The sequence below is a fragment of the Acinetobacter sp. YH12112 genome, assembly GCF_013418945.1.
In the GTDB taxonomy this organism is placed as follows: Bacteria; Pseudomonadota; Gammaproteobacteria; order Pseudomonadales; family Moraxellaceae; genus Acinetobacter; species Acinetobacter indicus.
Map to the genome: position 1 here is coordinate 39429 of NZ_VPBA01000015.1, position 14792 is coordinate 54220.

Genomic DNA, 14792 nt, shown 5'->3' on the forward strand with positions numbered 1-14792 from the left:
ATATAATTGGATTTATATCCTACTTTTAGGTTTAGCTTGCGCGTTGGCCAAGGCGATGATGTGAATCCCTGAATGCCAAAGGTCATCAAATTACACTTTTATGCGCATAAAAATGTAAAATTCCGCACTTTTCTGCGCGTAAAAGTGTAGGCTGAGTTATACTACAGGCAGTTAACAGTCTTAATTGGCGGGAAATGACAATGCAGCGCAACTTACTAAACGCCCTAATAACATGGAAAAATCAACCGGTGCGCAAGCCATTATTGATCGATGGTGCAAGACAAACAGGTAAAACCTATCTGCTACAAGAGTTATTTGGGAATACCTTTGCCAACATCCTTCGTATCGACTTCCTTGAAAACCCTGCCTACAAAGAAGCGTTCGATGGCTCTCTGTCACCTGACGAGCTAGTAATGAATATTGAGTTGTTAACCAACCAAGCGTTCAACCCAGAAACCGATCTGCTGATATTAGATGAAATTGGCGAATGTGAACGTGCCGTTACCTCACTAAAGTACTTTGCTGAAAAAGCACCGTCCTATTTTGTCGCTGCCAGCGGCTCGAATATTGGTTTGCTCAACACCTTCCCTGTGGGCAAGGTAGAACAATACAATTTACGACCACTGACCTTCCAAGAATTTATTTACGCATCCAACGAGCAAGCGCTGATCAAAGCGTTTGATAGTCAAGCAAGCACACCGGCAGTACACACCAAATTGATGGACAAACTCACTGACTACTTTTTTACTGGTGGTATGCCGGAAGCCGTTTCTGCTTGGTATCAGTATAAGGATTCAAGCATTCTAGAGCGTGTTGAAAAAGTCACAAAAATTCATGCCGATTTAGTGGAAGGTTATCGCCGCGATTTTGGTAAGTACGCGGGCAAGGTCGACACCACACTGATTGAATCGGTATTTAATAGCATTCCAGCCCAGCTATCACTTGTCAGCGATGAGTCGGTTAAACGCTTTAAATTTAAGCATGTGCATGAGCGTAAATCTCGTTATAGCGATTTTGAAACCGCGATCCATTGGCTTAACTGCTGCCGCCTAGCTTTGCCAAACTACCCTATTGAAGGATTGCCGAAATCTCCGTTAGCGGCCTATAAAAAAGAAAATATGGTGAAACTGTTTTTGTTTGATGTGGGTCTGCTTAATCATATGCTCGGCAGCAGTTATAAAGAAATTAAGCAACAAAACTATGAATACAAAGGTTATGTGGCTGAAAACTTTGTGCAACAAGAGCTCACTGCCATTGGCGTTGACCCAAGCTATTCATGGAATGACGCCCGTGCCGAAATCGAATTTATTTTGGCGACCGATGAAGGCGATATCGTCCCTGTGGAGGTCAAAAGTGGTAAACGTACAAGAGCAAAATCGTTGGCATCCTACGTTGAAAAATGTACTCCAAGTAAAACCTTTAAGTTAACGGGTACACAAGGCTCATCCGCATTAGAGCAAACCAATATCGTGATGCCTTTGTATTTCACGCAGTATTTACCACAGAGATGGTAAAAGCGCGTTACTTAGACCCCGAGGTCTACACAAAGTGACTTCATAGGTAACAATTTGTAGACCTTTGGTGGGCTTACAACCTTTCAACCAACCCTCAATCGGTTTTTTGCTAACGTCATTTGGCCAGCCTATCGCCTCATCGTTTAAAGCAAATCACTCAAGCGATTTAACAGTGCTTTACGGCTATTATTCGCCACAACAAAGCGCTTAAAACGTTGTTCAAACGCCGCTTCATCAGCTTTGAACTGATAGGCCTCAAACAGCTGATGCAGATAGCGTGATGCCGCATCGTAACCACTGGCGCAAGTTCGATCCGCTTGCTCTTGTGATTGCTGCCAGTAGTGCTCACGTTGATTGTAGATATACGTCAACGCTTTTTCTTTTTCCGCTTTTTCGATAGCTAATTTTTTTGCGAGTGCTGCGGCTTGCTCTTGCTGTAATTGACTTTGCGCTTGCTCAATGAAAGGAGAAATGACGGCGGAAGTTAACCAGTATTGATAGATCTCGTCTGTGTTGACAGGTTCTTTTCGCGTCAGCGCTAAGGCTTGGTGACGGGTTAGCTGGCCTTGCTCAAACAACGTGCGTAATAGCGTGTCTTTCTCTGCTTGCGAGAGATTATGGATCCACGCATCAAGCGTAAGCTGAGTTTGTTTGGCTTGGTGACTGGGTTGTTCGCTCAGCACCATGGCGAGCGCCTTAACCAATGCTAAGGGAATATCATACAGCGCAGCAAACGACTGCTCCTCTTCCCTGAGGTGCTCAAAATCGAATTGAATTAACGGCACTCGCTCAACGCCATCATTAAAATCAAACGCTTTGAGCCACATTAAGTACACAAGGCGCCAATCCCCTTGCATTAACCCGCCGCGTAAAGCGGCTAAATGCTGGAAAAAGTCGTCAGCATGCTCATCGTCAAAATACTCATCACACTCCTCAAGGGAAAAAATCAGCAACTGCCACTCATCGTTTTCGTGAACATGAAGTCCATCACTTGAAAAGCCAAGTAACGCATCTGGAAGCGTTCCTGCTGGTAGCTTGATGTATACATCGATTGAGCCCCAATCGGCATAGTAAAAACCGATATCAAAGTATTTTAACATCAGCTCAAAAGGCTCGGCCTTTAGATCACTGTAGGTGTAATACACCTGAAAGGCCGTAGCGCTGATCTCGGCACGGCTTGAAATGGCTCTGAGTGCTTGACGTGCTTTAGCATCTAAATACCCATCCAGACGCTCAAATTTATAGTATTGAAATTCGCTCACGGTGACCTTGCTATTTATTTATTGTGAATTGAAAAGTTTGTTTTAACAAAGGCTGTACCTGAATCACTCTGGCGACTTGTTCAGCGTTTATATAACGTCTTGGGTCAATCGTTACAAATCCCCAAAACTGCAAAAATCGCTCAATAAATCGTGATTCGATGAGCATACTTAAGTTTCTTTCTGGCGAGAAGTAATCATCCGTAGGGAATACCAGCAATAGATTAGGGAAAGCTGTCATCACCTCTTTCACAAGCTGCTCCACACTGTTGTGGCTTTGAATACGCCACAGCATAAACAACCAAAAAGTGCGCAAGTCGACATCGTATTCGAAACTGTCCAAATAACCCCAGTTATATTTGCTGATAGCGGCCTCTAACATAGGTTTGAAAAAGGCCTGTATGCCTAGCGCTTGATACTGCTTTTGCGCTGATTTTTTTACATGGTAGCGGCCACTGCGCCGATAAATAATACCGCTAATTTCGGCAAGCACTCGGGTGTAGTGCAAGGCATTAAATTTGTCTTCATTGCTGCCCGAAAACTCGCTGATGCTTATACTACGTTCTAATTGAGCAACGGCAAACTCAGGCAATAACTCACTGGCCTGTTTAACCAACTTAGCCGGTAAGTTGCCTTTACTCGTGGCTTTGAAGGAGCCTTCTTGCGCCATGGCCTCATCAAGAATGAGGGCTAGATAACGCATTATTGGGCTGGCAGAAAGAGAGTCGGGAGTGCAAATTGTCACCCACTTTAATTCATCAAAAGGCGCATAAAGCCAATTGGCCATTTGCGTTGGCGTTACGCCACAAAAATCGGGATGAGGTTGATGATTGCGTTCTTGCACTTTGTGCTGCAAAGCGGCATTGAGTTCATCAAGACTCAAATTTGGGTTCATTGCCAGCATGGTTTCAACATCATCGAAGACTTGGGCATGTTGCTTGGAAACGCTGCTCATACAACAACGTTTAAATTTTTTACCACTGCCACAATGGCAAGGATCGTTTCGGCCGAGCTTCATTACTGTCCCTTCTTATTGTTATAGAAAAAGCGCTGCATTTTCTTGTTTACGCTGCTCCAATGTCTTAGCAATCACGGACATTGTTGTTTTACTGATCCCTTGTTGCTTGGCAAGATACGTAAATTGGCTGATGGCTTCTGCGACTTCTTCAATAACTTGCTTTGCATCATTCCAATTCGCAAAGCCAGCACTAGTAGCAAGTTTTTGCATCACCTTAAGCGATGGCGCTTTGCCATAACCGCCGAAAGCAGTGGCGTGTTCGTTGAATGGATGTGGGCTGTAGGTAACATCGTAAAAAGGTGCAGGGTTCCATTGACCGTCATCCGCTTGCAAAAACGCCCAGTTTTTACTGTGGTCGTCTTGGTTAGACGACAGCAGGTTAAAAACGGCACGGCGAAATTGCAGCTGCCCAGCAGCAGGAGATTTACACAACTGACGGCTGGCTTTGATCAAGTCAATATAATCTAAACTTGGCGTTCGAAAGTCTGCATCCAGCAGCCCGCAAGCGCTGTGCATATGCAAGCGACCTGAACTGCGATTACCGCTTAAACGGGCCTGCTCCGTGACATAATCAAAACGCTTAAGCGCCAACCAGGCAGACGCACCGCTTGTAGTTGGTGCTTCAATGAGTTGCCAGACTGGTGGTTGGCACTTGGCAAGCTCGGCCATTTGCAAATAAACCGCTTCACACAACCCTTCTTCATGCCCGAGCGCGAGATTTTTCGAGGTAAACTTAATCAGCCAAGCCTCATCTCCAGGCTGAGCAAAGGTTCGACAATGCTGAGTTTCCCCTGCAGGCATATAAATCTGCGCCTTAGGCCTTGCTCCACCCGAACTACCACCGGCGACTAATGCGGCCAACACCTGTTGCGTATGCCCATCTAACTCATCGTGATTATCATCCATATAATCTGACATTGAAGCATCGAACAGCGTTTGTGCTTCTAAGCCCAAGGTTGCTAAATCAATGTCCGCGTATGTCGTGGCTGAAAACTCAGACACCGGAGCAAAAGACAGCGCTCCCATGCCTTTATCACCGACAAAGGCCAGTCTATCCATCGCCGTTAATTGATTAGGTAGGATGCCCTTTTGCCGGAAAATACGATCTTGTAACAACATGCCCCAGCCATCGGGCAAACAATCCCCAAATACGCCATGTACACCTTGGTGCGGCGCTTTAGGTGCGGCTTGAACTAGCGTATTCGCTTGCAAGGTAAACGGTGATAAATTGCCAAACTGCTGCAAATAGTCGTCAGTATACTGAAAAAAAACGCCTTGCCGATTCTGCGCCAAGACTCCAACAGATATCTGCTCACCTGAGCTTAGCGTACGAGTAACATTAAGCTTCTGAATCGGTTTAAAACTCATCTTTTAGCACCTCATCAATACTCATGGGTATAGCAGCGCGTTCTTTGCTAAGTTGCGTGAGCTGATAAAGCCTATCTAGCGAATCAAGTGTCTGCCATAGCAACAGCAATTGACGAAATGAAATTTGCCCGGTCAGCTCAAATTTCTTAATGGTGGCCGCAGGTACGCAGCTTCGCTCAGCCAATGCAGCGCGCGACAGCTTTGCCTGCTTGCGTAACTCACGTAAATAAGCCGCATAAGCTTGGCTTACATCGGTATCATCAAGTAAGGTAAAATTCATCCGCAAAGACCAAATGGATACAGTTATATCCATTATAGCGAAATAAAACATAAAGTGGATACTATGATATCCATAATTGCGTAGAGTGTTGAAAAAATCACTCGATAAAGCCCTTCAAAACTGCTATTTTTAGACCCTAACAGCAGCATAAGATTAACCCGTTAGGTCAGGTGGCCTAACTTAAATAAAAAAGTCTCCGACAAACCCGGTACGGTTCAGCCATATATAACTCCATCAACCTGATTTTTTACCATTCGGTTTACCTAATTAATCATCACAAAATTATGTTGGTGATTATTTGGTAAATTTTTAAAAACTTATGTGACCAAAATTAAACGATCTTAATAAACATTAATTCCAATAAAAATATTTTAAAACGTAAGTTATTGATGTTATTGTACTTATATACACAGCAATTTATACAATTTAATGTAAATTATGTTGGTGACTATTGCCAAGGTTGGGGTTTCAGACTGCATAGGCCCAAGTGAACCGTATTGGGTTTGTGGGAGACTTTTATTTAACTGATGTTACGTAGTAAGTGCATTTTGAGCATCTTCGCTACTACATGTTGTAGTCGATTTATAAATTATTAATAATCATTATATTAAACTATATATTGTTATTATTTCTCACGAAAATCAGCATCAAAACATAGGTGACTTTTATAAACTAAAATGTCTAAAATGAAGTGACCAAAACCACATTAAATGATCTAAATTGATCAAAATTTTACTCCACCAAAAACTATATACCAGTAATCAAATCATATACTTATAATTAAGGTCATTTAATGGAATAAATCTCGGTGACCTTGCCAAGGTTGGGGTATTTTTATGATCTAACTTTTACTACTTTGTAGCAGGAATCACAGCCATACAATCAATCAATCCCAACCTCGGTAATAGCTTAAAAATATTACTAATAAAAATAGAACCAAATTAAATTATGCACACCAAAACTATAAATTGTGTCTACTTTTCTACACTTACACAATAAATACCGTTAGATTACTTGAAAAGTAAACAGTTAAATAGTAGAAATGTATCATAGTTATATTTTAATAATCTAAATATGTGCCGTGGAACGCGTAAACAAGTAACTTCTGAATGTTCATTTAATTTTGATAACCCCAAAATTATCTTCAAGCGAGATCTTTCTAAACTCGCATTAAACACTCATCCAGATTTTGCTGGCATTCATCACTGCTATCACATGGCCTTTCGAGCTCTACGATTAACTTCTCATTTTCGTTTAGCATCAAACAAACTCAATGTTTGGTCTATAGCAGGAATATCCAATTTCTGGATCGCTGATAATTTTGATTTGTACCTGCATCACATGAAGCTTCCGCCTTCACCTCAGGAATTACATGTATATACGTTCCCACCTGATGCCAACTTACAACAACAACTCAAACACTATGCAAGCTTTGAATTCTTAAGTTTTTTGCAAGCAAATACTTTTGATATACACAATTTAAATCCGCAGCATCTTCAGCAAGCGATCAACCGATATATTTCGACTGAAGTTTTACTCGACTTTAATCGCTTACATTCATTCAAAGCACATAAAACGCTCAGTCTTGAGGGGCTTGGTAAGTTACTCAATTTTAGCCATACACAACTCCACAATAGAAACAGAAAAATCCATGCACGTCGCCAGCATCTACTTGACGAAGTCAGCAAGCAATCAAAAGTCGTCGATCATTATTTAAATCAAAATGATTTTTCACCAAATCCAACAGATTTTTGGAATTGTTCATATGCACGAAAGTGAAACTAAGCCCCTTCCTCAACCCAAAATTTTATTATCAGACTTATTAAAAAAGCTTTTTAATGCAGAGGATTTGTGTCTTCATGCACATATTAACTTTATCGCAGATCTATTGGTTTACCATGACTGCTCAGATTATCTTAAGGGGCTTGTTCTCAGTGAGATTGAATCTGATATTTCTACAAGTTCACCACCTCGCATTCCCGCTACTCTCCAAGCGTCTAGAAAATCTAAAATTGGTGATTCCCCAATCACGTATTACATCAACAGTATTGCCAGCATTTATCATGCGCACACGGAACTACTCACCTGGAATGTGCTCGTCCTTAAAGCAGCACTATATTTATTAGCATTGCCGCAGATCAAACCAGATTTATTTGAAAAACAACATACAGAGCATCTCAATACGATTAAGCGCTTATTTCAGCGTTTCCGCGTTGCAAACAAGTCTTTTTTTGCAAAAAAAAAAGATGCTCACGCATTAGATTATCAAGCATTCTTAACTCTTAAATTCCCTGCTTTATTTCTATCATTAGAGCAATTTGTAGAGTCTGCTCTTCAACCTGAAGCAGATCAAGAACTAAATGATTTTCAGAAAAATTTCTGTGATGAATTACGTATTGCATTCAATTATGTACTAAAAAGCCGTCCAAAAATTGCCAAATCAAGTGTAGATAGTAAACTGCAATATCGTACATGGGATACCGATGGAACTATTAACGAAATCATTGAGACTAAAAAAAGTAATAGAGGTTTAGCTAATGAGCAAGCCCTTGACGAGCAAGAAGACCCCTCTGTTATTGTTCAAGCAGATCAGATTACACCACTTGCCAGACATTCTAAAAATGCCCAACGTATGGCACTTTCGTTAATTCCAAAACATATGCAACGACAAGATCATTTGCTCACTGCAAGTTGTTTACTCCCAAGTGTTTATACTATTTCTGACCTAATTACATACCTGTATCATGATGATAAAAAACATAATGATAAAAGCGTGCTCGTTGTATTACTTTGCTTAATCACAGGCGTTGGCTTTAAAGACTGGTTAAATTTTCAAAAAAGGCGTGTAAAAAGATTAAATCATCGCCAAGTCATTAAATTGCAAAGTGACCAATACTATCTCTCAACCAAATTCAGCATTTTTGAAGATGCAACGTTTGAATATCCGGAGTCACTGATCAATAACACCGTTCATTTAGATATCCCTATCCCAAATCACTTTATTGATCGTATCAAAGCAGAACCAATCATCACTGAAGATGAGCTAAAGAAAAAAATTAGAATAATAAAAGATGAAGTCAAAATTCCTCAGCTGAACTTATCAAAAACTAGCTCATTACTGCATCATGTTATTTTGCAAAAAACAGGCAATAGGCAACTTGCTGACATCATCACTGGTGTAGATGCAAGTCACTCTTCTTCAAGCTCTTACTGCCATTACAATGTAAATAAATTACAAAAAAATTATGTCAAAGTTTTATCTGAACTATGTACACAGCTCGCTGAAAATGACTACGGTGATATTGTCTATAGTGATCAGTCCATCTGCTTTGGTAGCCAAAAAGCACCAAGTAAAAATGTCATAAAGGACATCCTTTTCTATCTTTACACCAAAATTTATACGACTTCAGATAACGACTGGGTAGAAAGTTTTAATGCTTATAGCATTTGGATGTGGCATATCCTACTTTTGTTTACCGCTGCACGACCTGTTCGGGACTTTCCAGGTTTTTTGAATAATATAAGTTTTCAGCAACAGACAATTATGCTGTCTGACAAAGAGGTCGGTGGTAGACGTGGCTTTGGACGCTTGATTCCACTTTGTGCATTTCTCATCGGTGAATTAAAGAAATATCTTCGTTTCCTCGAACATATCCAACAACATTACATGGCGATTAACCGCGAAATCTCAGCCCAAATTGATGCCATATTTAATAATGAACAGCCTCTGTTAAATCTTTTACAAAATGGCACACTCACTCCGCTTACACCTTCCAATGTGCGTGACTTTCATCCTGAAGTTGGGTTAGCACATCCCAACTGGCACCGCCATACAACACGTGCCTTTCTCACCAACAAACAAATCCCCGAGCCTTTAATACTTGCACTTTTTGGACATGAAGCCTTCCAACAGGAAGCCGCACATCCATTTTCTAGTTTGTCTCTGAACCAATATCGCGCGCTCGCAACACATTTAAATGAAATGCAGGAATATTTTGAAATTATTGGAGTGAATTTAAATGTCCTCATCGCTTAAAAAAGCAGATCAACTGTTTGCCGAAAAGAAACGAGAACTTACTCGACAATTAAATGAACAAAAAATTCAAAATGAAGTTCATGCTTCACTCCGCAAATATTTTTCAGAACAGCAGTTTGATCAGAATCCACATTTGCTAGGTGATTACGGCGAGGTTTATAGCCACATCAAGAAAAACTCTACGAGTAAAAAGTGGATCAAGTTTGCATATGATTTTTTTGAAGATTACATCAAAGAGTTAAATGCTCAGCATCGCTTGGATTTAGAGCTGCCTCATGCTGTTTTAGATATTAAAAGAGATAAGCCTATCGTGACCATGAGCTGGAATGCCGATGGTCATGAAATAAATGACCTCGTACAACAGCTTTATAATTATTGGGAATTGGCTGAAAGCTGTGACTCATTCTCAAATGAGGAAATCGTGGGCAATATTATATTGTCTGCCATTCTATTTGGTGGCTTAAATGAAAAAGCTGAACTTAATGCCTTGCTTGAACACCTCAGAAATCCAGTAAAAGTACGCCATTATAAAGACCTTAATATTCTTTTTTTAGAATCCCATTCTAATCATTATGGCGATATTTTTATTGATGAATATACTGTTCGAAAATCTAGAAATTTTATTCCAGACCCCGTCACACGTCTGTGGCTAATACATTTTAATCTGAGAGATATTCGACATGTTCATCTTCCCGTAGAGGGCTATCTTGAGTATATCTTTCGAAAAATAAAGAAAAAGTTTAAAAAAAATAGCTTATCGCATTTACTTCAGCATGCTCGCTACAACTGGTTACAGCTTCCCAACGTAGATATAGATCCGGCGCTCTCTGAATGCCTCATCGGGAATTTACTCAGTTGTGGTTTACCCGAACAAGAGTTTGAGCGTTTTGTGCAACCAAAATTTAAATATAAGCATGAGCTCACTACTGAAGTCATTCATCAGTCTAAGAATTTACCTCCACAAACTGTTTATTTGCATCATGAGCAAGATGCACTAAAAGATGTACTAAAAATTCATAAAGACTTATTAAAAATTATTCGTCTTCGCCAAACAGATGCCCCAATCTATCAACTCATGATCGATTATTGTATGGAGAATGCAAAACTCTTTAATGAATACAGTAAACGAATCACCCTGTGGTTAATTAGTCTCTTTAAACCACCTCAAGAAGATATAGATCTGCTAGCTCAGAGATTTGATTTTTGCGCTACAATTTTTGCTAAAATCATTTCCAACAATAGCCAGTTAGCCAAAAGCTCAATTTACACATACTACACTCGAATTGGTGAGCCTTGGCTAATCTATTCTTTACAATATCAATTTTCTGAGGACGATGAAGAAACACGCCTGCAAAAAATATATGCACAGATTTATCAAAATAACTGTATTGCTGAAAGTCTGCTCGAAGATACTGTTAAAAAATCGGCTGCTCAAATTGTAAAAACACTCAAACGTTTTCATCAATTTCAAGAACAACTATTCGATGCCCCAGCATTCACTTTAGAGACGCTGGATCAACAAACCAGACCACGCACACGTATTATCAGCCCAGTCACATTTCAACTGTTAATCAAAAAACTTCAACAAGCACATCTACAAAATATCATCTCTCAACATGACTATGAAAATCTTAGTCTTATTTATACGCTTGCTTACAGAACTGGGATGCGAATTAATGAAATGATTGGTTTACGTATCAAAGATACTGAAGGATTAAACAGAATATCATTATTGGTCAAGCCATATGGGTCAGAAAAAATAGGCAATGAACACAGATTAAAGACTGACAGCGCGCAACGTAGCGTGCCCGTGTATTGCTTACTCAAAGCATCTGAGTATCAACAATTTCATCAATATGTTGTCAAACAGCGGTTAACAAAAAAACCGAATGATTATTTATTCAGTCAGTTCAATGAGAATAAGAAACTCAGCCAGCACATGCTGACTGCACCCTTTAAAAATTTTATGGATCAGTTATTCAAGCAACATCACTATACATTTCATTCATTTAGACATTCTGCAGCAAATCATTTAGCATTAATTTTTAAATGTGATTATCATTTTTTGTCTGATAGCCTCACAGACTATACGGAAGTTGAATATAATCAGCTCAGGGCTGAGTTATTACGTAATTCAATTGATCAAAATCATTGGATTATCATCGCACATCTTTTGGGGCATCTCGAACCCATCGAGACCTTTAAAAGTTATATTCATGTAGCTTACTTTATTGCAGGTTATCAATTTTCCAAATATCGCCCATTACTAAGCAATGGTTTGGTTAAGAAAATGCTGGGGATAAGCAATTCAACACAAGAGTTACATTTTCTAAAATCGCTCAATGATCAGTCTGAATTCAATTTTGAAATGCATGCTACAACGCTCTGTAAACTCCTTCTAAACAATCAAGAAAAATGGATAGCGAGCAATGCTCACACACTACATGCAGAATTAGAGGTAAATCAAACGCAAGAACATTGTATTTTTGACTATTTTGTCGCGACTCCAGAATCTAAAATCGATCTTGATCTATTTTATAAGGCACTCTGCTTATTAGAGTTATACAAATATGATACGGAGCGCGTAGCACAAGAACTTTGCCTATCTCATGAGCTCATCAAGTATTGGTATGACAATGCAATCCAACTCAAACAACTTAAATCTAGAAAAAACAATCCAAGACTTTTTCATATAACCGAACTGCAATACATCAAACCGTCAATGATTGATACTAATGAGGACCTTTTATTGGTCACACATTTTTTTAACTATCTACAAGCCTGCTATCAAAAGTCACCTGAAAATATTAGGTATGTCTTAGAATTCTTTATTAATCACGTAACTGCTTCACATACAGGTTTACATTCAACGCGGAAAAATATTCAGAATCTGGAAAAATTCTACTATGCGGCCAAAGATCTGTTTCCTGCCAACATGTGGCATTTACTTGGAATAGATATGGTTAATTTTTTAAACAAAGAAATTACGCCGAATCTACTCAAACTTGCCAAGGCAAATCAGAAACTAGAAGGTTACCCAACAACAAAAGAAAATAATGCACGCTTACAGCTATATTCCTTAAAACAAGGCAAAGCACTACCGGCTTTTAAATTTTGTTTACATCTGGCTTGCATTGGTAGGCCTGCTCAATTGCAGTTAGAAATAAAATGACTTCAATAAATCATCGTAACGGATACTGCTTAACTCTCGTGCTACACCTAAGTTTTAATGGTGAGTGTCTGTTTTAATTTTTTTTGGGGGTTATACAGTTAATTAATGCTGATAAAAGCCTAGGCTGGCCATATATAATTCCATCAACCTGATTTTTTACCATTCGGTTTACCTAATTAATCATCACAAAATTATGTTGGTGATAATTTGGTAAATTTTTAAAAACTTATGTGACCACAATTAAACGATCTTAATAAAAATTAATTCCAATAAAAAATATTTGAAAACGTAAGTTGTTTATTTCATTGTACTTATATACACAGCAATTTATACAATTTAATGTATATTATGTTGGTGACTATTGCCAATATCGGGCTTTGGATTTTGATGCTGTATTGATTGAATTTAATGGGGAGGATGATCATGTTCATTTATTAATTAATTACCCACCAAAAGTTGCTATTTCAAATTTAGTGAATAGCTTAAAAGGTCTATCTAGTCGCCACCTTAGAAAAGACTTTCCTGAAATTAAAAACAAACTTTGGGGTGATTCTTTATGGTCGCCAAGTTACTTTGCTTCAAGTTGCGGTGGTGCGCCATTAGAAATTATTAAACAATACATCGAGCAACAACAATCACCTCATTAGAATTAAAAATCGAGCCTTATATCACCTCCATAAATGAGGGTGTTTTACGGCTCATTGGATAAATAAACATAAACGTCGACTACTCCCAGATCATTTAGCAACCGTACGTATTGAGCATGAATCTGCATCAACGCAATACATCTGTGGGTGCACACTGCGTCGTATCGGCGAATATCAGTGAAAAATTGAATTTCAGACCAGCGCAGTTCTATAAAGAACAGCATGTGCGTGGTAAATGGGTTTGTGATCAATGTGACACCCTGACTCAGCAAACGATGCCTGCCTATGTGATCGATAAATGTATTGCGACACTTGAGTTACTTAGCCATGTGCTGGTATCCAAATATGCTGATCACTTACCGCTGTATCGTCAGCGACAGATCTTTCTGCGCGCAGGTGTAGATCTATCTAGATCCACCCTGTCAGATTGGATTGGTCGCTGTGGTGTAGACACTTGAACCTCTGGTCAATGCCTTAAAACAGGTGGTGCTGCAGCAAGGGGGTGATCTATGACTTTCAAGAAACCGTTCAGGTCTGCATGCAGAAGAATTCCTGAATGGCTGGCAGGGACATCTGGTCTGTGATGATTACAGTGGTTATAAAGCACATTTCAAATCAGGTCAGATCATTGAAGTAGGTTGCATGGCACATGCATGTCGTAAATTCCATGAACTGCATATCACTGGGAAAAGTCAGATTGCTGAACAGGCACTGGTGCTGATTCAGAAATTGTATGCGATAGAAGCAGAGTTAAGGCACAAGACCGACGGTACAGCGCAACAACGCTGCGAATACCGGCAACGGCATAGTCAACCAGTGATGCAACAACTATATGAATTGCTCAACCAACATCATCTGATGGTGCCATCAAGTTCTACCACCGCTAAGGCAATCAATTACACTCTAAAGCGCTGGCAAGCCTTAAGCCGCTATTCAGATGATGGTAATCTATCTATTTACAATGATTTGGTGGAGAACCAAATGCACCCTTGGGCTTTAAGTCGTAAGAACTGGTTGTATGTTGGATCACTGCGCAGTGGTCAGCGAGTTGCTAACATCATGACATTGATCCAGTCAGCAAAGTTGAATGGTCTAGATCTGTATGCCTATTTAAATGGTGTACTGCAAAAGTTGCCGACATACAAAGTGATCCAAATTAAAAGATTGGCATAGAGTTTAGAGGATACTTACAAATCAATGGTATCGCCAAGTTGATCGTCATCATCTTTAGCTAAAACGGTCTTTAGCTTATCATTTGTGGCTAGACGCAACAGCATCAAATATCTAGCTTAAGAAGCATCTCAGAGTAAATTTTTACAACAAAGCTAATAAGCTTAGGCTATTTTAATAGTTTTCATGATCCGCTGCTTTATACAAAGGCTATAAAAATATTTAGTAATTTTTTATCTAAATTACTCTATATACTTAAAACTTGGTTGATCTCCCTATCTTAACCACACCATTTTTTGAGCACTGAAAAACTTTTTTCTGCAAAAAT

At 39.4% G+C, this 14792-nt stretch carries 9 protein-coding genes and 1 pseudogene; 6 read left to right on the forward strand and 4 right to left on the reverse strand.

Going from position 1 to position 14792, the window contains the following annotated elements; translation table 11 throughout:
* The first annotated feature begins 200 nt into the window (after positions 1 to 200).
* A complete protein-coding gene (locus tag FTU50_RS07440) occupies positions 201 to 1514 on the forward strand; it encodes an ATP-binding protein (protein ID WP_070153175.1) in 1314 nt (437 codons plus the stop codon).
* A 143-nt stretch (positions 1515 to 1657) separates the two neighbouring features.
* Here FTU50_RS07440 and FTU50_RS07445 read toward each other — a convergent pair whose 3' ends face one another.
* Genes FTU50_RS07445 through FTU50_RS07460 form a run of 4 tightly spaced genes read right to left on the reverse strand, consistent with a single transcriptional unit; the run spans position 1658 to position 5439 of the window.
* On the reverse strand, positions 1658 to 2776 hold the full coding sequence (locus FTU50_RS07445; protein ID WP_179989052.1) for a hypothetical protein: 1119 nt from the start codon (positions 2774 to 2776) through the stop codon (positions 1658 to 1660).
* 10 nt (positions 2777 to 2786) lie between these two features.
* Positions 2787 to 3791 (reverse strand): YecA family protein, encoded by a 1005-nt coding sequence (locus tag FTU50_RS07450; protein WP_070153169.1) that lies wholly within the window; start codon positions 3789 to 3791, stop codon positions 2787 to 2789.
* An 18-nt stretch (positions 3792 to 3809) separates the two neighbouring features.
* Positions 3810 to 5159 (reverse strand): type II toxin-antitoxin system HipA family toxin, encoded by a 1350-nt coding sequence (locus tag FTU50_RS07455; RefSeq protein WP_154320132.1) that lies wholly within the window; start codon positions 5157 to 5159, stop codon positions 3810 to 3812.
* Positions 5149 to 5439, reverse strand: coding sequence for a helix-turn-helix transcriptional regulator (locus tag FTU50_RS07460; RefSeq protein WP_070153163.1), 291 nt, complete (start codon positions 5437 to 5439; stop codon positions 5149 to 5151). Before FTU50_RS07460 ends, FTU50_RS07455 begins: the two co-directional genes overlap by 11 nt.
* Before the next feature lie 1074 nt (positions 5440 to 6513).
* Here FTU50_RS07460 and FTU50_RS07465 point away from each other — a divergent pair.
* The 5 genes and pseudogenes from FTU50_RS07465 to FTU50_RS07485 all read left to right on the forward strand — a co-directional run.
* Positions 6514 to 7218 carry a hypothetical protein gene (locus FTU50_RS07465; protein WP_094069346.1) on the forward strand — a complete coding sequence of 235 codons (705 nt, stop codon included), beginning with the start codon at positions 6514 to 6516 and terminating at the stop codon, positions 7216 to 7218.
* Positions 7205 to 9475 (forward strand): hypothetical protein, encoded by a 2271-nt coding sequence (locus FTU50_RS07470; protein WP_070153152.1) that lies wholly within the window; start codon positions 7205 to 7207, stop codon positions 9473 to 9475. Before FTU50_RS07465 ends, FTU50_RS07470 begins: the two co-directional genes overlap by 14 nt.
* Positions 9459 to 12647: a tyrosine-type recombinase/integrase gene (locus FTU50_RS07475; RefSeq protein ID WP_154320135.1), complete on the forward strand. Its 3189-nt coding sequence runs from the start codon at positions 9459 to 9461 to the stop codon at positions 12645 to 12647. Before FTU50_RS07470 ends, FTU50_RS07475 begins: the two co-directional genes overlap by 17 nt.
* A gap of 329 nt (positions 12648 to 12976) precedes the next feature.
* Positions 12977 to 13294 carry an IS200/IS605 family transposase gene (tnpA, locus tag FTU50_RS07480; RefSeq protein WP_257229519.1) on the forward strand — a complete coding sequence of 106 codons (318 nt, stop codon included), beginning with the start codon at positions 12977 to 12979 and terminating at the stop codon, positions 13292 to 13294.
* Between the two features lie 61 nt (positions 13295 to 13355).
* Positions 13356 to 14467 (forward strand): annotated as a pseudogene (locus FTU50_RS07485) (IS66 family transposase); the annotation flags it as partial.
* Between the last annotated feature and the right edge of the window lie 325 nt (positions 14468 to 14792).

Excerpts from the sequence above, each read along its gene's own strand:
- FTU50_RS07450 (WP_070153169.1), bottom strand. The coding sequence starts at position 3,791 with ATGAAGCTCGGCCGAAACGATCCTTGCCATTGTGGCAGTGGTAAAAAA.
- FTU50_RS07470 (WP_070153152.1), top strand. The coding sequence starts at position 7,205 with ATGCACGAAAGTGAAACTAAGCCCCTTCCTCAACCCAAAATTTTATTA.
- FTU50_RS07460 (WP_070153163.1), bottom strand. The coding sequence starts at position 5,439 with ATGAATTTTACCTTACTTGATGATACCGATGTAAGCCAAGCTTATGCG.
- FTU50_RS07440 (WP_070153175.1), top strand. The coding sequence starts at position 201 with ATGCAGCGCAACTTACTAAACGCCCTAATAACATGGAAAAATCAACCG.
- FTU50_RS07465 (WP_094069346.1), top strand. The coding sequence starts at position 6,514 with ATGTGCCGTGGAACGCGTAAACAAGTAACTTCTGAATGTTCATTTAAT.
- FTU50_RS07455 (WP_154320132.1), bottom strand. The coding sequence starts at position 5,159 with ATGAGTTTTAAACCGATTCAGAAGCTTAATGTTACTCGTACGCTAAGC.
- FTU50_RS07475 (WP_154320135.1), top strand. The coding sequence starts at position 9,459 with ATGTCCTCATCGCTTAAAAAAGCAGATCAACTGTTTGCCGAAAAGAAA.